Below are 21,461 nucleotides of genomic sequence, written 5' to 3' on the forward strand. Positions count from 1 at the left end.
TTCCGCTATCCCTCCTCGGCGGCGGTTGCCGCGGGAGCCCGACGGGGCGGAACCGGAACGGCGCCGACGGCGGGTGCCGCGGTGCGCCCGCATCACTGCCAGTTCCGGCATGCTCCTGCCGTGCTCACTCAAGCCCGCGGCAGACCTTCACCGGAACTATGCGATCCGGGGATTTTCGGCCCGATCCTCCACCTGCCGGAGGAGCGGTCTCCGCTGTTCTGAGGAGGGGGGTGAGCCGCCGACCGAAGGGATATGGTGGCGGCATGCACCGGGGGGACGGCACCACACGGGGTCGCGACTCGCTCGTCGCGGGGGTCGCCATCGCCGGCTGCGTCGCGATGGGGCTGCTCGGGCAGCCCGACTGGGCATGGTCGGCGTTGATGGCCGCGACTCTCGTGTGGCGTCGCTCGCACCCGGTCGTCTTCGCCGTGACGGCCACCGCGATCTCGGCGGTGCACCTCGGCGTCGACGCGTCGCTGCTCCTTCCCGGCGACCTGATCCTGCTCGTGGGCGTCTTCTCCGTCGCGGCCCATGCCTCGGAACGCGCCCAGCACCTGGGCCTGATGCTGGGTCTGCTCTACATCTCGGGGCTCGGTGCCGCCGTTCTCCTCGACATCGGTTTCAGCGCGTCGGCGGGCACGGGCCTCGTCATCGGGCTCGTCGGCATCAGCATGCTCACGGCGTGGGCGTTCGGCCTGCTCGATCGTCGCCGGAGCGAGGCTCTGCGGATGGCGCGACAACGCAGCGAGATGTCCGAACGCGATGCCGAGGCGCGGACACGTCTGGCTGCTTACGAGGAACGCGAGCGGATCAGCGACGAGATGCATGACGTTCTCGCGCACACGCTCACGAACGTCATCGTCCAAGCCGAGAGCGGACGGGCAGCCGCATCCGATCCGGACTCCGCATCGGTGTTCGCGACCATCTCCGCGAGCGGCAGATCAGCCTTGCGGGAGGTCCGTGGGTTGCTCTCGCCTGCAGACGACCTGGACCGCCGCCCGACGCCGTCGCTCGACGATCTCGACGACCTGATCTCCGGTTTCGTCCGTGCGGGCACCCGGCTAGAGGTCGTGGTGCTCGGCGACCCGCACCCGCTCAGCCCCGGCATGTCTCTCGCGGCCTACCGAGTGATCCAGGAGTCGCTCACCAACGCCGTTCGGCACGGATGCGATGGTCCGATCGTGTTGACGGTGTCGTGGGGAAGAGGGGAGCTCGCCGTGTCGGTGGCGAACCCCGTCGGCCCGTCTCCGATCCACCGCCCGGTGCGGGAGCACCGCGGTCTCGCCGGCATGCGGCGGCGGTGCGAGCTGTACGGCGGCGAGCTGACCTACGCTCACGACCGCACGTTCACGGTGCGGGCGGTCTGGCCGCTGGACGTCGTCGTCGACGGTGCCGTCGTATGACGACCTCATCGCCGCCGATCACCGTGCTGGTCGCCGATGACCAGGCACTCGTCCGTGACGGTTTCAGCCGCATCGTGGACGCGCAGCCCGACATGCGCGCGGTCGGCACGGCGCCCGACGGCGAGGCCGCCGTCGAGCGTGTTCGCGAACTGCGGCCCGACGTCGTGCTCATGGACATCCGGATGCCGCGACTCGATGGGATCGAGGCCACGCGGACACTGACGGCCGAGGCGGTCAGCCCCGCGACGCGGGTGCTCGGACTCACCACCTACGACACCGACTCCTACGCGGTTCGGATCCTGCAGGCCGGTGCGGTCGGGTTCATCCTGAAAGACAGCACAGCCGATCAGCTCGTCGACGCCATCCGGGCCGTGTACGGCGGCACGTTCGCAGTCTCGGCGCCCACCGGCCGCCGCCTTCTCGAGCGCATCGCGATCAACGATACCGAGCCGGCGGAGGGCGACGACGCCCTTCTCGCGGTGCTGACGGGGCGGGAGCGGGCGGTGTTCGAGCAGATCGTCCAGGGGTGCTCCAATCCCGAGATCGCGAGCAGTCTCCACATCGCGGAGGTGACCGTGAAGACCCACGTCGGCCACATCCTCACCAAGCTGCGGGTGAGAGACCGCGTGCATCTGGTGATCTGGGCGCACGAGCGCGGGTTGGCTTCGGTTCGACGCGCGGGGCGCTCACGCACCGACTAGCCCTCTCGGGGCGGTCGGTCCTCCTCCGATCGGAGGAGGACCGCGTGGGGGATGATGCATCTCGCGACCGATCCGCGTGGCGGGTGCTGCGAACGAGGATGGCGGCATGACACGCATCCGGTGGTGCCCGCAGTGAGCACCGTCATCGCCACCCACGGCCTCACGAAGAAGTTCCGCGAGCACACCGCGGTCGACGCGGTCGATCTCTCCGTTCCTCAGGGCGTGGTGTACGGGTTCCTCGGCCCGAACGGGTCGGGGAAGTCGACCACGATGAAGATGCTGCTCGGGCTCAGCCAGCCCACAGCCGGCGAGATCGAGATCTTCGGGCAATCGCTCACCCCCCGCTCGCGCGGCGACCTGCTGCCCTCGATCGGTTCGATGATCGAGGCGCCACCCGGCTACGGTCATCTGACGGGCTGGGAGAACATGCTGATCGTCCGAGACATGCTCGGGCTCGTCGACGCGCAGATCCGGACCGCTCTCGAGATCGTCCGGCTGAGCGAGCAGAAGGACAAGCTCGTACGCAACTACTCCCTCGGGATGAAGCAGCGCCTGGGCATCGCGATGGCGCTCGCGCGCGACCCGTCGCTCCTGGTTCTCGACGAGCCCACCAACGGCCTCGATCCGGCCGGTATCGAAGAGATCCGCGATCTGCTCATCGAGCTCGCGGGCCAGGGCATCACGGTCATGGTCTCGAGTCACCTGCTCGACGAGATCGACAAGATGGCGTCTGTGCTCGGCATCCTCTCGGCGGGCAGGTTGATCTTCCAGGGCACCCGCGCCGACCTGTTCGCCCACTCGCTGCCCGACCTCGTCATCGAGACACCGTCGATCGATGCGGCGCTGCGCGCCGTGCCGTACGCGACGATCACGGGTGGCGGCATCCGGTTGAGCGGACACGACAACGAAGCGACTGCCGCACTGGTCGCCCTGCTTGTCGCTGCCGACGTCCGGATCCACCAGGTGCGTCGTGTGCAGCAGAGCCTCGAGGACGTCTTCATGGACCTCACCGGCCGGGGAGGTCTGCTGTGAGTGACGTCGTCCTCGAAATTCGCAAGATGCGGCGGCTGCGCACCATTCCGGTCCTCGTCGGCCTCGTGCTGGCGGTCGCAGCGCTGAGCTCGGCGTCGCTCTTTTCGGGCACCGCCCGCGAGACCTTCGACGACCCGGCGGCATCGCCGTGGGCCGCGCTCCTGCTCTCGTACACGATGATGGCGGCGATGACGTCGCCGCTGCTGGCAGCGGTGCTCGCGAGCAGGCAGACCGACATCGAGCACTCCGGCAACGGATGGGTGCTCGCAGCGGGGGCAGGCCGGACTCCGGGTCGGCTCTGCGCAGCGAAACTCCTCACCCTCGCGTTCATGCTCGCCCCCGCGATCGCGCTACAGACCGCGGCGGTCGTCGCGATCGGTGTGCTCGCGGGCATCCGTGTGCCGATCGATCCGATTCCCTGGATCGCGTACACCGGACTGCTCTTCGTGCTCGATGTCGTCTTCTGCGGTCTTCACATCCTGCTCGCCGCACGAGTGGAGAACCAGCTCGTCAGCGTCGGGGTGGGGGTGCTCGGGTCGTTCCTCGCCGTGTTCTCTCTCCTGCTGCCCGCCGCGGTCAGCCGCGCCATCCCCTGGGGCTACTACGCCGTCATCTCGCAAGCGGGGCAGGAGGGGGACTCGGTGGGGTACGTGCAGGCGCCCTACCCGTGGATCATCGGGTTCGTGGCCCTGGCGGCGCTCGTCATCGCGGTCGGCATCCGACGCCTCGATCCGATCGGAGCCTGACGATGTTCCGAGCCGAGATGCGCAAACTCCGCCGCTCCAGCACGTGGATCATCGCGATCGTCCTGCCGCTCCTCGCCGTCGTCACCGGCACGCTCAACCTGGCGGCCAACGCCGACGCGCTCGACGCGGGCTGGGCATCGTTCACGTCGCAGGTGGTGCTCTTCTACGGGCTGCTCTTCTTCTCGATGGGGATCAGTCTCCTCGCCGCCGCGGTCTGGCGCGCGGAGCACCGCGGGTCGAACTGGAACCTGCTGCTCACCTCCACGGTGCGGCCGGTGGGTCTGGCCACCGCGAAGGTCGCCGCCGTCCTCGTGCCGGTCGCGCTGATGCAGGTCGTGCTGATCGTGGGCACCGCGGCAGCGGGCACGTTCGTCCTCGGCCTCGACGGCGGCTTCCCGTGGCAGTTCGCGGTCGTGGGAGTCGTCGCGATCGTCGCCGCCATCCCGCTCATCGCACTCCAGTCGCTGTTGTCGATGCTGATGCGCTCTTTCGCCGCCCCCGTGGCGATCTGCCTGCTCGGCTGCGTCGCGGGGGTGGCCGCTGTGACGTCGCCGACCCTCCGGCCGCTCGGTCACGTGATTCCCCAGGCGATCAACACCAGGGCGCTGAACCTCGGATCGACGGCCATCGCCGGCTCGGGCGGACTGACGCTCGGCGATACGCTGCCGTTGCTCGCCACGGGGATCGGCGGCGGCGCCGTCGTGCTGCTGGTCACGGCGACCCTGCTGCGCACGGTCAAGCTGCGGTGACGGCGCGCCGCGCCCGGTCTACCGCTCGTCGAGCTCGGCCATCGCGTCGGCGAGGACACGCGCGACGGGCCAGGCGCCGTCGGCCGTGTTACTCATCACCGTCGCGGTGGTCGCTGTCGACGGGTGATGGACCGACCTGAACGACGAGCCGACATCGCATCCCTCGAGGACGACACCGGAGCCGGTCTCGGTCAGCCAGAATCCGAGACCGTACCGCATCTCCTCGTCGTCGACCGAGGAGCGGGGTGCGGTCATGAGAGCCACGGATTCCGGCGAGACGATGCGCCCGTCGAAGAACGCGCGCCAGAACCGGTGCACGTCGGCGATCGTCGTCGACGCGCCGCCGTCGCCGCCGGCGCGGACAGGCAGATGCAGCGTGTTGACGCGCAGTCCGTCGTCGAAGACGTAGCCGCGAGCGTGGTCGCCGCCGAGTTCGTCGGTGCGCGGGAAGTCGGTGTCGGCGAGGCCGGCGGGGGTGAGGACGAGGTCGTGCACGACCTCGTGGAATCCCCGGCCCGTGACCCGTTCGATGATGATCGCGAGCACGACGTAGCCGCTGTTGCAGTACGAGAACGTCTCTCCGGGACGGGCCTTCGGAGGGATGCCGTCGAGCAGGGGCAGGAACGCCTCCGCGGTCGTCAGCGTGTGCACGGGTACTCCGAGGTAGAACTCCGATACGTCGAGATCGTCGTCCTCGTCGATGTAGTCGCCGATTCCCGACGTGTGTCCGAGGAGCTGTTCGACGGTGACCGTGTCGTCGATGAGGGGCAGGTCGTCACCGAGCACCTCTCGGACAGCCGTGTCGAGTGCGAGGCTGCCGTCCTCGACGAGGCGCATCACCGCCAGCGCGGTGAAGGCCTTGCTTCCTGACGCGATCGCGAAGCGGGTGCTCTCCGAGACGGGCGTCCCGCTCGCGCGGTCGGCGAGTCCGTGTGCCCTGCGCCATACCGAGACGTCGCCGGCGTCGACGCCGACGATTCCCGAGAACGGTTGCTCGTCGATCGCGGCCTGAAGCGACCCCTCATCGATGATGATGCTCTCCGTCGCGCTCATGCTCCCCACTGTGCCAGGTGCGCGTCGCCCCGCGCGACCCGCTTCGGACCTGTGGATCACCCCGTCACGACGAGGCGAAGCGGTGCCGGAGTGCGGCGTGACTCAGCGCCGTGAACGTCTCGGGCTCGCTCAAGAGCATGTTGCGCAGCCGCGTCTCGTCGACCCATTGGGCAGCGCGCGACCCGTCGCCCGTCGTCCGCGGGCGCCCGGACGCGATCGCATCGACGACGGCGAGGACCGAGGGGTACGGCCCCTCGACCATCTGAACGAGCTGCACGCCGGCGCTCACCTGAACTCTGTCGCCGAGCAGTTCGTGATCGCTACGGGCACCCAGAACGTCGACGTCGACGAGGCCCGTCTCCTCCTGCAATTCGCGGGCAGCGCACACGGCGATCGTCTCGAAGGCCCGCCACTTTCCGCCGGGGAGCTCCCACCGCCCGCTGTTCGCGGGATCGGAGTGCGGCTTCCAACGCTGCTGCAGCAGAACGTGCTCCGGACGTTCGCGTTCACGCGCGATGACATAGACGTTCGGCAACACCAGCTGTTCCATCGTTCTCGGTCCCTTGCTCTCGCCCCCACTGTCCCAGCACGCGCCGGTTCCTCCCCAGCGGAGAGTCATCGCGTGACGTCGATCCTGCCATTACGGTCATGGACTCGCGTGCATCGCGTCAGTTGACTGGGACCGGTCACAGTCACGGCAACGAAGGAGTTTGCATGACCATCCGATACACAGCAGCCATCGCTCGTACGACGGTGGGAGCAGCCGTCGTCCTGACGCTCGCGGTCAGCGCCGGGTGCTCGAGTGCACCGCGCGACGCCGACACCAGCCTGACGTGGAATGCCGCCGCGCGGGCCTATGAGATCGAGCCGGAGATCGCCAGAGGCGACGTACCGCTGAAGGTCTGGGTCGAGTACCCCGAGTACGGCGAGGCGCTCGTCGAGGCCTTCACCACCCTGCACCCCGACATCCGCATCGACGTGACGACGGTGTCGAAAGTCGATGCCGTCGCGAAGATGGAGCTCGATGGCGAAGCCGGAACCGGTGCGGACGTGTACTTCACGAACTTCACCGACTTGTCCGGCGCGATCGACTCGGGCGTGGCGGCTCCGTTGGGCGAGTACGCCGACGACATCGCCTCGCGAGTCGGCGACTCTTTCGCCGACGTCGTCAGCCGCGACGGCGAGCTCTACGGCGTGCCCGTGTCGACGGAGTCGATCGCCCTGTTCTATAACAAGACCCTCCTGGAACACCTCACCGGTTCGCCCGCGCCCGCGACGACCTGGGAGCAGATTCGCGAGCTCGCCGCCGCCTACAACGACCCCCGCGCGAACCGCTGGACGATCCGCTGGCTGAGCGGCCAGCTCTACTACGCCTACCCGGTGCTCAGCTCGCTCGGCTGGCATCTCGGTGCCGACGCGGGCGCCCCCGGTCTCGACGCGCCCGCGCTCACTGCCGGACTCGAGTACTACGGCGCACTGCGTGATCTCTGGCCGGTCAACTCGGCGGATGCCACGTGGGACTCCATCGAGATGGAGTTCGCGAAGGGACAGACCCCCTACGCGATCACGGGGCCGTGGTCGATCGGCGACTTCACTGCGGGGGCGGCGGAGAACGGCTTCGAGTTCGGCGTGACGACCCTTCCCTCCGTCGAGGGCGGCGGTGACGCCGCGACGCTCGCGGGTCTGGGCGTCGGAGTCGTCTCGGGTTACTCCCAGCATCCCGGTGCAGCGCGGGTATTCGCAGCGTTCCTCGCATCCGACGAGGCAGCCGCCGCGCTGTACCGGACGACGGGTGGCATCCCCGCTCTGACCAGAGTCAATGCGCAGGCCATTCCCGGTCTCGCCGATGACCCCTATGCGAACGGGGTGCTCGCGCAGGCCGAGCGGTCCGACCTGGTGGCCGACGTCGGAGACGCGCTCTGGACGGTCGGCAACAGCCTCGTGGCCAGTGTGTGGGACGGCGTCCTCGACCCGGCAGCCGCGCAGCAGCAGGCCGTGACCGGCTATGCCGACCTGACCGGGCTGGGGGAGTGAGTCCGCGCCGACGCGGGACGAGCCCGGCGGCCCCGTGGTCGCTGGGGCTCGCCTCCGCACTGGTTCCCGGTCTAGGGCAACTGCTCAACCGCGAGTGGGGCAAAGGAGTGGCGGTTCTGGTCGTCAGCGCCGCGGCCGTCGCGACGGAGCTGCTCACCGGGCACTACGCGAACCTGTCGGGGTACACGGCTCGCACACACGGGGGCTTCTTCGTCCGCGGCCTCTGGGGTCTCGTCACCCTCGGCACGCGACCGCGCGCCATGACGGTGGCGGGCCTGTCCGCAGGCGACCATTCGATCGTCCTGATGATCAACGGCATCATCGCAGTGCTCGTCCTCTCGCTGATCGCGGCGATCACCGTCTGGGCTGTCCGCGATGCCGCACGGACTCGGCTGCGGCTCATCACGACCGGAGAACGCCTGACCGCAGGGGAGTGGGCGCGCGCCACTCGGCAGACGGCCTTCCCTTACCTCGTTCTCACTCCCACCCTCATCCTGCTGCTCTTCGTCACCGCGCTGCCGGTCGTCTTCGGCATCCTCATCGCGTTCACCGACTACAGCAGCGACAACCTGCCGCCGATGAAGCTGGTCGAATGGGTCGGGATCGCGAACTTCCGTCAATTGCTCGGTGCCGGGTCGTGGGGTGCGACGTTCTTCGGCGTTCTCGGATGGACGGTGTTGTGGGCGGCGCTGGCGACCGCGACGACCTATGCGCTCGGGTTCCTGCAGGCCGTGCTCGTGTCGAGCCGGCGTGTGCGGCTGCCGCGTCTGTGGCGGAGCATCTTCTTTCTGCCCTGGGCGGTGCCGGCCATGATCTCCGCCCTCGTGTTCCGCTCGATGTTCAACGGTCAGTTCGGGCCGATCAGCCAAACCCTCGTCGACCTCGGCATCACGTCAGACAGAGTGATGTGGCTGACCGACCCCGCGAACCCCTGGCTCGCGCGGATCGTCGCACTCGTGGTGAACCTCTGGCTGGGGTTCCCCTACTTCATGGCCCTCATCAGCGGCGCGCTGACGAACATCTCACCGAGCTACTACGAGGCCGCGCGCATCGACGGCGCATCCGCGGTGCAGCAGGTGCGGTACCTGACGCTTCCCATCGTGCTGCGTGCCACCGGGCCGCTGATCGTCCTGTCGTTCGTGGCGAACTTCAACAACTTCGGAGTCATCTACTTCCTCACCCAGGGCGGACCCGCCAACCCCGACTACCGGTACGCCGGCAGCACCGACATCCTCATCACCTGGCTCTACAAGCTCACGCTCGACAACGGTCTCTACGACATCGCCTCGGTCATGTCGATCCTGATCTTCGTCATCGTGGGGAGCTTCTCCGTCTGGAGCCTGCGTCGTTCGAAGGCGTTCACCGATGCATAGAACCCGTAACCGAATCGCGACCGTCGTGATCCACGTCGAGCTCGTCGTCGTCGCGGTCATCGTGCTCTACCCGCTGGCGTGGATCGTCGGCTCGTCGCTGGGGTCCGGTCGCTCGCTCGCGCAAGCGTCGGCGATCCCCACCGACCCGACGCTCGCCAACTACGTGCGTCTGTTCACCGATACCCCGTTCGCCACCTGGTACGTCAACTCGTTCATCGTGGCGGTGTCGAACATGGTGCTCAGCGTGCTGCTCTCGGCGATCGCCGCGTACGTGTTCGCCCGGCTGCGCTTCGCTGGACGGCGCCTAGGACTTCTGGTGATGCTCGTCATCCAGATCTTCCCGACGTTCATGACGGCCATCGCGATCTACATCCTGTATCTGAACTTCGGGCTGCTCGACAGCCTCGCCGGGCTTGTGATCGCGAGCGTCGCCGCGGCGGTGCCCTACAACATCTGGCTGCTCAAGGGCTACCTCGACGGCATCTCGACCAGCCTCGATGAGGCGGCCGTGCTCGATGGGGCATCGCACCTGCAGATCTTCACGCGCATCCTGCTGCCGCTGATGACGCCGATGCTGACGTTCGTCGCCGTCACCCAGTTCGCGGTGCCGTGGATGGACTTCATCCTGCCGCGTCTGCTGATCAGCAGCCCGCGGAACTACACGGTCGCCATCGGGCTGTTCCAGCTGATCTCCGACCAGACGCGGAACGACTTCACGACATTCGCGGCGGGGGCGATCCTCGTCGCGGTACCCATCACCGTGCTCTACATGGTGCTCCAGCGATACCTGGTCGCTGGGCTCGCTCAAGGAGGAGAGAAGGAATGACGACGACATCACTGCAGATCCGGGGTGCCGACGTGTCGATGACCGCAGAGGTCGAGGCGCTCGGCGGTTGGTTCTCGGATGCCGCGGGCGCGAGGGATCTGTTCCGGATCCTCGCCGACCACGGAGTGAACCTCGCACGCCTGCGTGTGTGGGTGGATCCGACCGATGCGCAGGGACGCCCGTACCAGGGCGGCACGAACGATCTCGCCACGACGTTGCGACTGGCCGAGCGCGCGCGTGACGCGGGGCTCGGCTTGATGATCGATCTCCACTACAGCGACTTCTGGGCCGACCCGAAGAAGCAATCGTTGCCCCGTTCGTGGGAGGGACGTGATCTCGACGGCATCTGCGAGGCGGTCGGCGCGCACACCGCCGACGTCGTCGCCGCCGTGCGCGCGAACGCCGGCAGCCCCGAGTGGGTGCAGGTCGGCAACGAGACGACGAACGGGATGCTGTGGCCGTTCGGCCGGACACCGCGGTACGACCTCGAGCTGCGCGCCTTCGAACCGGTGCCGGCGGACGAGGCTCGTGAGCAGTACAACCGTCTCGCCCGGCTCCTGCAGGCGGGGTCGACCGCCGTGCGGGCTACGGACTCCCGATCGCGCATCGTGCTGCATCTCGACGCCGGCGGCGCGGCCGACCTCTACCGTCGGTGGTTCGACGAGATCACGACGAGGGGCGTCGACTTCGATGCCGTCGGGCTGTCGTACTACCCGCTGTGGCACGGATCGCTGAGCGACCTCAGCGTCAACCTCCACCAGCTCGTCGAACGCTATGCGAAGGATGTCATCGTCGTCGAGACCGCATATGCGCATCGTCCGGACAATCCAGCGGGGACTTCGATGTTCGACGCGCACTCGCCGGCGGCGGTCTATCCGGCCTCGGTCGCGGGTCAGGCGCGGTTCCTCGATGACCTCGCGGGTGTCGTTCGCGCTGTCCCCGGGGGCCGCGGCCTGGGGATCGTGTACTGGGAGCCCGCGTGGCTGCCCGTGCCCGGGACGTCCTGGGCGTCGGCGGAGGGGATGGCCTATGGGAACGACGTGGCCGAGCCGGGCAACGGCTGGGCGAATCAGACGCTTTTCGACGAGCGTGGATGCGCTCTCGACTCGTTGCGCGCGCTCGGGGCGACCGCCGGTCGGCCCGATCCGATGAGGGAGGAAGAGTCATGACGTACCGATCATGGCGGCGGGCGTCCGGGCTCGTCGCGGCGACCGCCGTCGTTCTCGTCGCCGCGACCCTGCCCGCGACGACGGCGACGGCGGCCGCCGATGCCGATGACTTCGTGATGGGCGGCGACCTCGGGATGATCCACGAAGTCGAGGCTCTCGGCGGAAGCTACTCGCGCGGCGGCGTCACGGGCGACCCGATCGAGATCATGGGCGACGCCGGCATGAATCTCGCTCGGCTGCGCCTCTGGGTCGATCCGTACACCGTCGCCGGCGAACCCTACGGTGGCGGCACGAACGATCTGGCCACCACGATCGCGACCGCGCAACGAGCGAAAGCGGCGGGGATGGACATCCTCCTCGACTTCCACCTCAGCGACTGGTGGGCCGACCCCGGAACGCAGACGGTGCCGAAAGCGTGGCGGGGTCTCACCTACCCGCAACTGGTATCGACCGTTCGCGCATACACCGAGGACGTCATCGACGCGATGCGTGCGGCCGGGGTCCGGCCCGACATGGTGCAGATGGGCAATGAGATCCCGGGCGGCATCCTCTGGGACCACGGGCGCGTGGGCAACGGCGTCTCCGATTTCACCCAGCTCGCCGGGTTGTTGAAAGCGGGGATCGCGGGAGTCGAGGCGGCGCTCCGCGGCGGGGAAGACATCGAGATCGTGCTGCACCTCGACCACGGCGGCGACAACGCCCTCTATCGCTGGTGGTTCGACGCGGTCACGGCGCAGGGTGTGCCGTACGACATCATCGGGCTGTCGTACTACCCGTTCTGGCACGGGACCATGGGCCAGCTCGCGGCCAACCTCAACGACATCAGCGCGCGCTACGGCAAGGACGTTCTCATCGTCGAGACCGCGTACGGATGGACCCTCGGCGACGCCGACGGCCTCGGCAACTCGTTCTACACGGCCGAGGAAGCGGCCGGGGGATATCCGGCGACCGTCGCGGGCCAAACCGCCTTCCTCCGAGACCTGCGAGACATCGTCCGCGCCGTGCCGGGCGGGCGGGGGCGTGGACTGATCTGGTGGGAGCCGGCCTGGCTGCCGGTGCCGGGCGCGAACTGGGGAACGGAGGCGGGCAAGCTCGACAACGATGACCCGGGTGTCCTCTCCAACCCGTGGGATAACCAGACGCTGTTCGACGGGAACGGGCGAGCCCTGTCGACTCTCGGCGTGTTCGGTGAGGTCCCGCCGCCGAATCTCGTGGTCAACGGCGGCTTCGAGCAGGACGGTTACACGAACAGCCCGACCGGATGGGGCGTGTGGTCGCCGGGAGGTGCGCACGCCGACGCGGTGTTCACGCAGGATCCCGCGGTCGTGGGCGCGCTCAAGCTCACGTTCTGGAAAGCGACTGCCTACACCGCATCGGTCTATCAGACGCTCGAAGGGATGCCGTCGGGGCTCTACCGAATCTCGGCATGGAGCCTCAACAGCGGCGGACAGACCTCCGCCTACCTGTATGCGAAGAACTCCGGCGTGCCCGAGCGGCGGTCGGCCATTCCCATCAGTGCGAATGACTGGACGCGGGTGTCCCTCGATCTGCCCGTCACGAACGGAACGCTCGAGATCGGCTTCTACACGGAGGCCGCCGGCGGTTCCTGGCTCAACATCGACGACGTCCGCGTCCAGCGAGTCGGATGACGTTCGCTAGGCTCATCCTCCGTTCGGGAGGGGCAGGCGGTGACGACGAAGCAAGGTGCTCGCGCGGTCGCGTGGCGGGTTCTGCGGCATCCGCTTCTGTGGAGTGCGGTCTGCCTCGTCGTCGCCGTTCCGCTGCTCGGCACCGAACATGACTTCTGGGGGTTCCTCCTCTGCCTGCTCGGCGGATGGTCAGCGGCCCACGCACTGATCCGACGCCTCCTCACGCTGCCCGGCACGCTGTCGCTCGCCCTCCATCTGGCTGCATCGGTCGGCGCGGCGCTGCTGCTGTTCGCGCTGACCGCCGATGGCGGATGGCGGCATGTGCTCCCGCCTGCCATAGCCGCAGCGATCGGGTTCGCCGCGGTCCCGGGGGCGGGCTGGATCTGGCTCACGCTCATCGGTCGGACCTCCGCGGCCGTCGCCAGTGCGTCGCGCCGCCGCGCGGCGACGCTCGTCGTGCCCGAATGGGAGCGCGTCGGCGACGCCTGGCACCTGCGTCTCGCCGCGGTTTCCCTGCGCTCGCCGGTGTTCGTCGCGATCACCGCGACGATCGCCGTGCTCGGCGGAGGCCTCATCACGGCGGTCGTGATCGTGTTCGACGACGTCGTCCAGCGGATGGGGCCCCTCCTTCTGCTCCTGGTCCTCGGCTGGGTCGTCGGGGCGCCCGGCTATCTCGTGGTGCGCGCGATCGCCCATCGGCGGACGGCGGATGTCGTGGTCACCCTCGAGGCGGCCCGTGGCTCGGCGACCGTCCGCGTGGTGCGCTCGTCCGACGGCGACGTCCTCGTCGAGGCGCCGGCCAGCGCTATCGGGTCGCTGCAGTTCGCGCCGAGGAGCAGCCCGACCCGTATCGTCATCCGTCCGTCCTACGGGCCAGGCCTCGTCCTGCTGGTCGGCCTGGCACGGCGGCGCCGGGACACGGCCCCGACGTTCCCGCTGCCTCCCGCGGACCTCGTCCACCGGCTCGCGTCGGCCGGTCTCGTTCCGCGTGCTTCTCGCCGCTCGCGAAACGGCGACCTCGCCCTCGAGTTCGCTGGCGGTGGCACCCCGACCTGATGTCCGACGTGCGATAGCGTCGAGGGTCGTCCGCTCCTGACGAAAGGCCCGCCGCCCATGGACGCCGTTTTCGCCGTGGTCGGCATCGCCGTCGCCGTCATCATGCTGTCGATCGCGGTCGCCAGCGCCGTGTTCGCCCGATCGTCCGACGTCGTCGCGGAGTGGCGGAACGAACGCGACTCGGTGCTCTTCGCCGTATCGACGCAGCGCTGGCGGAGGGTCGTGGTGCGCATCTGCGGAGTCGTGGCGCTGCTCGTCGGCGTCATGAATCTCGTGGCACCGATCACGCGTCCGGAGGACTCGCCCGCAAGGCGGATCGTGGGGCTGGGGGCCCTGCTCATCGGTGCGGCGCTGGTGTGGCTCGCGCACGGGATGAGCAGGATGCGGCTCGAGGTCTCGCGGGACGCGATCTTCGTCTCGCGAGGCTTCTTGCCCCCGGTTCGGGTCGCGGTTGCGGACATCACCCGGCTGCGCCCGCACGCGGCTCACCGGTACAGCGGACTTCTCGCGAAGCAGGGCCGGCAGACGGTCTTCACAGCGACCTCGGCCATGACGGGCTACGGGCAGCTCGTGGCCCACGTGAACGCCGAGCGCCCCGATCTCTTCGTGTCGGGTGGCTTCCGCTGAGGAGTCGAGCGAGGGCGTGCTTGACCCCGCCGCTACGTCAGGGTGCTGACTGGCTGCATGAGAATCGCTCCGGTGGCCTACCTGGCCTCGTACTTCCTGTCGCTGCTCGGCAACTCCGTGGCCGCCGTAGCACTCCCGCTCATCGTGCTCCAGGCGACGGGCAGTGTCCTGGGCGCCGGCATCCTCGCGGCTTCGACCGCCGTGCCCGCCGTCGCCGCGGGCCTGTTCATGGGGGTCGTGATCGATCGGATCAACCGGCGCACGTCGTCCGTGGTCACAGACCTGGTCTCGGCGGCTTCACTCGCCGCGCTCCCGATCGTCGATCTGGTCACGGGGCTCGACATCGGCTGGTTCATCCTTTTCGGTGTGATCGGTTCGCTCGGTGACGTTCCGGGGCTGACCGCTCGCGAAGCCCTGCTGCCCGCTGTGGTGAGGTACTCGGGGGTCTCTTCGGAGCGGCTCGTCGGAATCCGGGAGGCCCTCGGCGCGCTGGCCCTGATCGTCGGTCCTGCTGCGGCGGGAACACTGATGGCGCTGTTCGCAGGTTCTACCGTGCTCTGGCTCACCGCGGCGGCATCCGGAGCTGCGGCCCTCCTGACGCTGCTCATCCCGGGCCGCATCGGGACCATCAGCCCGCCTGCCGACGAGGCGGTGCAGGCGAGCGGCTGGCGGATGCTGCGAGACGGCTGGCGGATGCTGCTGCGAACACCGTTCCTGCTGGTGACCACGGGTCTCGGCCTCATCTCCGTGCTGGTCCTCGCACCGCTGCAGGGACTCATCCTGCCCGTCTACGTCACCCTCGTCGGGCGCCCCGAGATGCTCGGCTTCGTGCTGAGCGCTCTGGCGATCGGAATGCTGCTCGGCGGATCCGTCTTCGCCGTCCTCGGTCGTCATGGAGACCGTCGCGTCTGGCTCGTCGTCGGTCTCGTCGGCAACGCGATCGGATTCGTCGTGGTCGGGGCGCTCGCATCGATCGAGGCGATCCTGGTGGGGGCCGTCGTCATCGGTCTGTGCGGAGGTGCTTTCGGCAGCCTCATCGGGGTGCTGATGATCGAGCGGATTCCCGACGACATGCGCGGACGGATCATGGGCACCCAGAACGCCCTCACCACCGCGGCACCGGCCGCGGGCTTCGTCGCTGCAGCGCTGTTGACCGAGCATCTCGGCGTCGAGATCGCCGCCCTGATCATCATCTCGCCCTGGCTCGTCGCCCTGGTGTGGGGACTCGCGACGCCGCATCTGCGTAATCTGGAGCGGCGGCCGGACGCCGAGCGAGCGGAGGTGGTCGTCGGTGCAGAGCAGTGAACTCGCCCGGCTCGCGGGTGTGACGGTGCGATCGCTCCGGCACTGGCATCAGATCGGGGTCCTGCCCGAGCCCGCTCGCAGCGCCAACGGATATCGAGATTACGACGCCGTCGACTTCGTGCGGGTGCTGCGGATCCGGCGACTCGCGTCGCTGGGCATGCCGCTCGAACGTATGGGGGCCGTGCTCGACCGCGGTGAGAACTCGACCCGAATCCTCGACGACCTCGACTCCGAGCTCTCGGCGCAGATCGATCGGCTGACTCGCCAACGTGAGCTGATCGCGCGAATGCGTGACGCCGGCGCGAGCCCGGATGTCCCGCCCGAGCTCGCTCCCGTCGTGAGCGCATTCGTTGCAGCAGGCCTCTCGCCCGAGATGGCGCGGTTCGACCGTGACCAGGCCGTGCTCCTCGCGCACCTCGCGGGGGAGGAGGGGCTGCCGCAGCTCGTGCGGTTCTACGAACGCCTCGCGGGCCCGGGGCGCGCGCGAGCGGCCGCCGATCTCATGAACCGCTTCGGTGCGATCGACGACGCGACGGATGCCGCTGTCGTCGACGCGATCGTCGACGAGCTCGTCGACGTCTGTCTCGATCTCTTCGACGAGATCGACGATCCGGGCATCGGAAACCGGCTCTCCGGCGCCGCGCACGTGGTCAGCGAGTACGCGGACGAATCCCTGAGCCCGCGGCAGCGCGCGGTGCTCGATCGGGTCGAGAACCGGCTGGCCGGGAGCTGAGGCGCTACCGGGAGGGCGGGGCAGCCACCGACCCGCCGGTACGGATCGGCATCGGCACGCGTTCGAGACGGGGCGCGTCACCGAGAACGGCGAGCATCGCTGCCGCCCGACGTCCGAGTTCGATGTGGGGCAGCGCGATCGAGGTGAGCTCGGGATCGACCGCGCGAGCATAGGGGCTGCCGTCGAACCCGATCACCGACACATCCGTGGGAACCCGCAGTCCCGCGTGATGCAGCGCCTGATAGGCGCCGACGGCGAGTGCGTCGTTCGCGCAGACGAGCGCGGTCGGAGCGCTCCGCGATTCCGCCAGCAGTCTCGCGACGGCCCGTCGCCCGTTCGCGACGTCCCAGTCGTCGTCGATCGTGGCGACCCCGGCGAGGGACGTGCCCGCGGCGGCCAGCACCGAATCGATCCCCGCCCGCCGCTCGGCCAGCGCGATGGGGTCCCATTCCGGCCAGGCGGCTCCGCCTGTGGAACCCGCGGGCAGGGCGCCGACGAACCAGATGCCGTCACGGTGTCCGTGATCGAGCAGCATCCGGGCGGCATCACGGCCCGCTGCGATCTCGTCGGGCACGACCGCGTCGATCGAAGCGTCTGCGGTCACGCAGTTCAGCAATACCGTCGGGACGCCCTCGAGCGACCGCGGCAGAGCGATGGTGCGTGTGAACATCGACGCGTAGATGACACCGTCGATGTCGCGGCCGAGAAGGCTCTGCAGCAACTGCTCCTCGAGATCAGCGTCGCCCTGAGTGTCGACGGTGAACAGGAGGGTGTCGTGCTCGCGGAGCTCCTGCATCGCGCCACGGACCATCGAGTTGGCGAACGAGGTGCTGCTGACGAAGTCCGACACGAGGGCCACGGTGCCCGAACGGCCGGTGCGCAGCGTCTGGGCGGTGATGTTGGGGCGGTAGCCGAGCTCGTCCGCAGCGCGACGGACCCGCTCGAATACGTCGTCGGACAGTCGCTGATCGGTGCGGCCGTTCATCACGAACGAGACGGCCGAGCGCGAGACTCCGGCACGCTCCGCGACCTCCCGCAGTGTCACCCGGGGTGCCCGTCGGGTCGGGGGAGTGTCGGTCATGTCCTCGTTCCGGCTGTCGGTCGCGGTTCTCGAAAGCTAACACGGACGACGCGGCCCGCTCGGGAGCATGTCCCGAGCGGGCCGCGCTGACTCAGCCAAATCGTCGCCGACGGAGCAATGCGACGCCCGCCGACATGAGGGCCGCGGCCACTCCGCCGAGCATCCACAGCGGCAGCGGGTCACCACCCGAGCGCGCGAGGACGCCCCTCGCCGCACCGGCGGGCGTCGTGTCCGCCGCGCCGGATTCGGCGACTTGCTCACCGGGGCCGGCCGTCACCGTCACCGTGATGGTGGCGGTCACCTCGGTTCCCCGTGCGTCCGCCACGCGATAGCTCACCGGAACCGCCGTGCCCTCGAACCCGGCGTCCGCAACGAACGAGACGACGTCCGCATTCAGCTCGTAGCGACCCTGACCGTCGGCGACGACCGACGTGGTCGGCGCGCCGGACGCATCGAGGAGGGTGAGCGAGGACGGGACGAGAGGGACGTCGGCATCGCCGGGGAGGTCGTTGGCGAGCGGGCTCACCGCAACAGCGGCATCCGCAGGTCCGGACGCGAGGTCGTCCACCGCGTGCGGAGTGACGGCGACGAAGCCGTCACCCAGGTCGGCGACGAAGGACGAGACCCAGGCGAGGGCCGAGTTCCAGTTCACGGTGATCTCGTTGACCGACCACGCCCCGATGTTGTCGACGTAACAGGCCTGCGGTGCGCACCCCTGCAGCCAGGCTCCCGCGACGGGGTCCTGGATCGACGAGTTGGGCCCGCCCGCGACCGTGCCGACGGGAGGATGGGGCAGGGCGGGGTCGAGGGCGTTCGCGTACCACCGGCTGTGCTGATTGCGCGCGTCGTTCGTGCCGTACCCGGTGATGTACGACTGCCCGAGCACGTTGCGGCCCAGCAGGTAATCGAACCCTTCGACGACGGCATCGGCGTACCGCGGGCGCTGGGTGAGATCGAACGCCGTCCCGAGGACGACCTGGTTGTTCAGCACCGACGAGTTCGATCCCCAGTCGTACAGCCCCTCATCCGGCGCGTACGGCTGACCGAACGGCTGTGCGCGCTGATCGGCGATCAGACGCTCGGCGGCATCGATCACCGACCCGCGGATGCGGTCGATGTCGGGGAGGTCTGTCGCGAACCGGGCGAGCTGCATGCGGCCGAGCGCCGCCACGTCTCCCCAGTAGAAGCCGCCCGGCCCGAACACATCCGACTGATGCAGCGGATTTGCCTCGAGCTCGGCGCGGTAACGGTCGCTGCCGGTCGTGATGTACAGCTCCGCTGCCGCCCAGTAGAACTCGTCGGTCACCACGTCGTCGGCGTACGTTCCTCCACCCGTGCCGTCTTCTTCCGGGGCGAGCAGATCGGGGTGGGCGAGCGCGGCGTCGTAGGCCCGTTCCGCGGCGGCGAGCAGCCGCGCCGCGAACTCTTCGTCGAACGGCGCGAACAGGCGTGCTGCCTGCGCGGCGGTGGCAGCCACGTTCAACGTCGCCGCCGTCGACGGTCGGTGCAGCAGCCTCTCTTGCGAGTCGTCGTGCGGCATGAGGGGCAACCCGGTCCACGCGCGGTCGTGCACCTTGTGCCAGGCCATCCCGGCCAGCGGGTCACCGGCGGGTACCTGCATCCGCAACAGGAACTCCATCTGCCATCGCGCTTCGTCGAGGATGTCGGGCACGCCGTTGCCGCGCTCGGGCACGGCGAGGGTCGAATCGCCCAGCGCGTCCGCCGTGCCCGCGGCAACGGCTCGCTCGTAGGCGGACATCACCTGGGCCACGGCGATTCCGCCGTTCACGACGTACTTGCCGTGGTCGCCTGCGTCGTACCAGCCGCCGCGGACGTCGTGTCGATCGGTGCAGGTCCATCCCCCGGACCACGTCTGCGGTTCGAGGCACCCCACGTTCCCGTCGCCCTGGTTCGGTGACGTGTCGACATGGCCGGCGGGGCGAGCGTATTCCGCGCCCGCGATGTCGCCGTCGATCTCGATGCCGGATCGGTTCGTGTAGAAGAAGCGCATCGAATCGGTGCGCAGCGATTGGAAGACCTCGGCGGAGATCGTGAACGGATGGCTGGTGTCGGCGCCGACCCGGAGCCTCACGTCCGCCGCCTCCTGGGAGTAGGAGCCGAAGTCGACCGTGTGCACGGCGGTTCCCGCACTTGCGTCGAAGCCTGCCGGCTCGGTCTCGCCCTCGGCGAGGACGGATCCGTCGGGTGCCTCGAGGGCCCACGGCAGCGGTGCCGTGGCACCCGACACGACGGTCGCGCGCTTGGGGCCGTGTAGCAGATACCCGACCTGATTGACCTTGACGGCGGGGCCGGGGTCGGCCGTGTACGAGTAGGCGGTGCCCTGGAGTGAGATCTCGTCGAAGCAGATGTCGGTTCCGGCCGGTACCGCACCGAGGCGGAACTGCACCTGGCCGAGGTGGTACTCCGTAGCCGGTGTCGTCGCGAAAGCGACCTCGTACTGCTGCGGTTCGAGCCCGAGAGCGAAGGACTGCTCAATCCAGTCGGTCGGCGACGCGCCCGTGTACGTGCCGACCTTGGCTGAGATGGTCGCGCCCGTCGAGGCGGATGCGGTGAAGCTCAGGCGAAATCCGGTGTCGCCGGGCAGAAAGATGTCGTTGTGGCCGAGGAGCACGTCCCACAGGTCGGGCGTCTGCTCCGTCACCGTCGCGCACATCCGCTGCGCGGGGTTCGACAGTGACACCGGTCCGCTGGTCCACCACGGGGCCGTGCTCTGGTCGAGCGTGGGGTTGGGGAGCAGCTCGTCGTCGCCGACCGGGATGACCGGGGGAGTCGACCCGTCCTGGGCGACCAGGCTCACGTCGTCGACGCAGAACCGGGTGGCGGTGTTGGCGCCGAGGCGGAACTGCAGTTCCGATACGGTGCCGTTTCCCAGGTCGCGCGCCGTGAACTCCTCGCTGACTTGCTGCCATTCGACGGTCAGCGGTGTGCTCTGTGAGAGATACGTCGTGTAGACGGCATCCGGGACCGTGGGCGCGACCTGCGTGACGACCGTGGCGGGCGCATCGGCGCGGACCCTTGCCGTCAACGTATAGGTGACGCCGTCGGCCAGGGCAAGGTCGCTCTGACCGACGAGTACGTCCCAGGGGTTCTCGCTGTCCGGCACCCCGGCGCAGAAGGCGCCGGTCGCGGTGTCGAAGCTGTCGACACCGGCCGACCACCAGGGTTCATGGCCGGTCGAGAAGTCTCCGTTCCGCACGAGCTCCGCCGGGGCCGCGGTGGCGACCGCCGGAAGGGCGGTCATCGCGGCTCCCACGAGCATCCCCGTCGTGATCACGGCTGTCGCGCGTCTCGTCCGACGCAGCTTCATCGCATCCATTCAAGCTCCTTCGCTCGTCTGAGAGCGCTCCCAGGGAGCGCTCCCACGAACGCTAGCAGAACGCCTCCGGCCGCGATCGGCCTGTTCGGCCGTGCTTCGTGGGCTCGTCGTCGTGGCGGCTAGCCTCGGCATGTGAACAGCGCGCCGTCCGCTCCCGTCGACCTGCGGATCGAGGGCGGGCGGGTGCGCGACATCCCGTCGCTCTACGCCGAGCTGAACCGCGTCTTCATGGCCGACGAGGAGTGGCGTCTCGGCGAGAGTCTCGACGCGCTCGACGACCTCCTCTACGGCGGGTTCGGCGTCCTCGCGCACACGTCGATCGCGCGCGTCGTCTGGGCTGACTCGGCGGTCTCACGAGACGCGCTGGGCATCCCGCTCACGCGCGTCCACCTCGCCGCCAAGCTCGAGCGCCCGGACATCTATGCCGTCGGTCCGGCGCGGGCCGCGCTGGACGACCTCGAGCGGGGTGGCGGGATGACGTACTTCGAGCTGGTCCTGCAGGTTTTCGCCGGTCACCCCGAGCTCGAGCTCGTCCTCGCCTGAGGTTCGTCGCTGGTTTTCTTAACGGGCGCATATCCTCGCGCGGG

General features: G+C 69.0%; 19 protein-coding genes. 15 read left to right on the plus strand and 4 right to left on the minus strand.

Translation table 11 applies throughout. The annotated features are described in order from the left end of the window. Positions 1-263 precede the first annotated feature (263 nt). From QUC20_RS05495 to QUC20_RS05515, 5 genes are all read left to right on the plus strand, one after another. Positions 264-1,403 carry a sensor histidine kinase gene (locus QUC20_RS05495; protein ID WP_183045286.1) on the plus strand — a complete coding sequence of 380 codons (1,140 nt, stop codon included), beginning with the start codon at positions 264-266 and terminating at the stop codon, positions 1,401-1,403. Then, a complete protein-coding gene (locus QUC20_RS05500) occupies positions 1,400-2,104 on the plus strand; it encodes a response regulator (RefSeq protein WP_289331194.1) in 705 nt (234 codons plus the stop codon). The genes QUC20_RS05495 and QUC20_RS05500 overlap by 4 nt, the downstream gene beginning before the upstream one ends. A 132-nt stretch (positions 2,105-2,236) precedes the next feature. Continuing rightward, the gene (locus tag QUC20_RS05505) at positions 2,237-3,136 is read left to right on the plus strand and encodes an ABC transporter ATP-binding protein (RefSeq protein WP_289331195.1); all 900 of its coding nucleotides are present in this window, start codon (positions 2,237-2,239) and stop codon (positions 3,134-3,136) included. Beyond that, positions 3,133-3,882 carry an ABC transporter permease gene (locus tag QUC20_RS05510; protein ID WP_289331196.1) on the plus strand — a complete coding sequence of 250 codons (750 nt, stop codon included), beginning with the start codon at positions 3,133-3,135 and terminating at the stop codon, positions 3,880-3,882. Before QUC20_RS05505 ends, QUC20_RS05510 begins: the two co-directional genes overlap by 4 nt. 2 nt (positions 3,883-3,884) lie before the next feature. Then, positions 3,885-4,631 carry an ABC transporter permease gene (locus QUC20_RS05515; protein WP_120263030.1) on the plus strand — a complete coding sequence of 249 codons (747 nt, stop codon included), beginning with the start codon at positions 3,885-3,887 and terminating at the stop codon, positions 4,629-4,631. An 18-nt stretch (positions 4,632-4,649) separates the two neighbouring features. Here the strand turns inward: QUC20_RS05515 and QUC20_RS05520 are convergent, their stop codons facing one another. Both QUC20_RS05520 and QUC20_RS05525 read right to left on the minus strand, forming a co-directional pair. Further along, on the minus strand, positions 4,650-5,684 hold the full coding sequence (locus QUC20_RS05520; protein ID WP_120263029.1) for a serine hydrolase domain-containing protein: 1,035 nt from the start codon (positions 5,682-5,684) through the stop codon (positions 4,650-4,652). Positions 5,685-5,748: 64 nt separating this feature from the next. After that, positions 5,749-6,234 carry an NUDIX hydrolase gene (locus QUC20_RS05525; protein WP_183045285.1) on the minus strand — a complete coding sequence of 162 codons (486 nt, stop codon included), beginning with the start codon at positions 6,232-6,234 and terminating at the stop codon, positions 5,749-5,751. Positions 6,235-6,398: 164 nt separating this feature from the next. Here QUC20_RS05525 and QUC20_RS05530 point away from each other — a divergent pair, with 164 nt between their 5' ends. The 9 genes from QUC20_RS05530 to QUC20_RS05570 all read left to right on the plus strand — a co-directional run bounded on the left by QUC20_RS05530 (position 6,399) and on the right by QUC20_RS05570 (position 16,456). Then, positions 6,399-7,718 carry an extracellular solute-binding protein gene (locus QUC20_RS05530; protein ID WP_183045284.1) on the plus strand — a complete coding sequence of 440 codons (1,320 nt, stop codon included), beginning with the start codon at positions 6,399-6,401 and terminating at the stop codon, positions 7,716-7,718. Positions 7,719-7,825: 107 nt separating this feature from the next. Beyond that, entirely contained in the window at positions 7,826-9,091 is a 1,266-nt protein-coding gene (locus QUC20_RS05535) for a carbohydrate ABC transporter permease (protein ID WP_289331197.1), read from the plus strand. Continuing rightward, on the plus strand, positions 9,084-9,917 hold the full coding sequence (locus QUC20_RS05540; RefSeq protein ID WP_120263025.1) for a sugar ABC transporter permease: 834 nt from the start codon (positions 9,084-9,086) through the stop codon (positions 9,915-9,917). Before QUC20_RS05535 ends, QUC20_RS05540 begins: the two co-directional genes overlap by 8 nt. Beyond that, positions 9,914-11,086 carry a glycoside hydrolase family 53 protein gene (locus QUC20_RS05545; RefSeq protein WP_120263024.1) on the plus strand — a complete coding sequence of 391 codons (1,173 nt, stop codon included), beginning with the start codon at positions 9,914-9,916 and terminating at the stop codon, positions 11,084-11,086. The genes QUC20_RS05540 and QUC20_RS05545 overlap by 4 nt, the downstream gene beginning before the upstream one ends. Beyond that, positions 11,083-12,735 (plus strand): glycoside hydrolase family 53 protein, encoded by a 1,653-nt coding sequence (locus QUC20_RS05550; RefSeq protein WP_289331198.1) that lies wholly within the window; start codon positions 11,083-11,085, stop codon positions 12,733-12,735. The genes QUC20_RS05545 and QUC20_RS05550 overlap by 4 nt, the downstream gene beginning before the upstream one ends. 39 nt (positions 12,736-12,774) lie before the next feature. Continuing rightward, positions 12,775-13,791, plus strand: coding sequence for a hypothetical protein (locus QUC20_RS05555; RefSeq protein WP_289331199.1), 1,017 nt, complete (start codon positions 12,775-12,777; stop codon positions 13,789-13,791). Between the two features lie 57 nt (positions 13,792-13,848). Further along, positions 13,849-14,418 (plus strand): hypothetical protein, encoded by a 570-nt coding sequence (locus QUC20_RS05560; RefSeq protein WP_289331200.1) that lies wholly within the window; start codon positions 13,849-13,851, stop codon positions 14,416-14,418. A 57-nt stretch (positions 14,419-14,475) separates the two neighbouring features. After that, positions 14,476-15,723, plus strand: coding sequence for an MFS transporter (locus QUC20_RS05565; protein ID WP_120263020.1), 1,248 nt, complete (start codon positions 14,476-14,478; stop codon positions 15,721-15,723). Continuing rightward, positions 15,710-16,456: a MerR family transcriptional regulator gene (locus QUC20_RS05570; protein ID WP_289331201.1), complete on the plus strand. Its 747-nt coding sequence runs from the start codon at positions 15,710-15,712 to the stop codon at positions 16,454-16,456. The genes QUC20_RS05565 and QUC20_RS05570 overlap by 14 nt, the downstream gene beginning before the upstream one ends. 4 nt (positions 16,457-16,460) lie before the next feature. On the opposite strand, the gene QUC20_RS05575 is transcribed toward QUC20_RS05570, so the two are convergent. Further along, complete coding sequence (locus tag QUC20_RS05575; protein WP_120263018.1) at positions 16,461-17,537, minus strand: LacI family DNA-binding transcriptional regulator; 1,077 nt, start codon at positions 17,535-17,537, stop codon at positions 16,461-16,463. 91 nt (positions 17,538-17,628) lie between these two features. Continuing rightward, on the minus strand, positions 17,629-20,874 hold the full coding sequence (locus tag QUC20_RS05580) for a glycoside hydrolase family 9 protein (RefSeq protein ID WP_289331202.1): 3,246 nt from the start codon (positions 20,872-20,874) through the stop codon (positions 17,629-17,631). A 132-nt stretch (positions 20,875-21,006) separates the two neighbouring features. Here QUC20_RS05580 and QUC20_RS05585 point away from each other — a divergent pair, with 132 nt between their 5' ends. Next, positions 21,007-21,417: a barstar family protein gene (locus QUC20_RS05585; protein WP_289331203.1), complete on the plus strand. Its 411-nt coding sequence runs from the start codon at positions 21,007-21,009 to the stop codon at positions 21,415-21,417. Positions 21,418-21,461: the final 44 nt, after the last annotated feature.

The organism is Microbacterium arborescens, assembly GCF_030369635.1.
Taxonomy (GTDB): Bacteria; Actinomycetota; Actinomycetes; order Actinomycetales; family Microbacteriaceae; genus Microbacterium.

Coding starts and splice junctions, on each gene's coding strand:
- QUC20_RS05540 (WP_120263025.1), top strand. CDS start 9,084: ATGCATAGAACCCGTAACCGAATCGCGACCGTCGTGATCCACGTCGAG.
- QUC20_RS05520 (WP_120263029.1), bottom strand. CDS start 5,684: ATGAGCGCGACGGAGAGCATCATCATCGATGAGGGGTCGCTTCAGGCC.
- QUC20_RS05530 (WP_183045284.1), top strand. CDS start 6,399: ATGACCATCCGATACACAGCAGCCATCGCTCGTACGACGGTGGGAGCA.
- QUC20_RS05550 (WP_289331198.1), top strand. CDS start 11,083: ATGACGTACCGATCATGGCGGCGGGCGTCCGGGCTCGTCGCGGCGACC.
- QUC20_RS05580 (WP_289331202.1), bottom strand. CDS start 20,874: ATGGATGCGATGAAGCTGCGTCGGACGAGACGCGCGACAGCCGTGATC.
- QUC20_RS05525 (WP_183045285.1), bottom strand. CDS start 6,234: ATGGAACAGCTGGTGTTGCCGAACGTCTATGTCATCGCGCGTGAACGC.
- QUC20_RS05560 (WP_289331200.1), top strand. CDS start 13,849: ATGGACGCCGTTTTCGCCGTGGTCGGCATCGCCGTCGCCGTCATCATG.
- QUC20_RS05575 (WP_120263018.1), bottom strand. CDS start 17,537: ATGACCGACACTCCCCCGACCCGACGGGCACCCCGGGTGACACTGCGG.
- QUC20_RS05515 (WP_120263030.1), top strand. CDS start 3,885: ATGTTCCGAGCCGAGATGCGCAAACTCCGCCGCTCCAGCACGTGGATC.
- QUC20_RS05495 (WP_183045286.1), top strand. CDS start 264: ATGCACCGGGGGGACGGCACCACACGGGGTCGCGACTCGCTCGTCGCG.
- QUC20_RS05545 (WP_120263024.1), top strand. CDS start 9,914: ATGACGACGACATCACTGCAGATCCGGGGTGCCGACGTGTCGATGACC.
- QUC20_RS05500 (WP_289331194.1), top strand. CDS start 1,400: ATGACGACCTCATCGCCGCCGATCACCGTGCTGGTCGCCGATGACCAG.
- QUC20_RS05565 (WP_120263020.1), top strand. CDS start 14,476: ATGAGAATCGCTCCGGTGGCCTACCTGGCCTCGTACTTCCTGTCGCTG.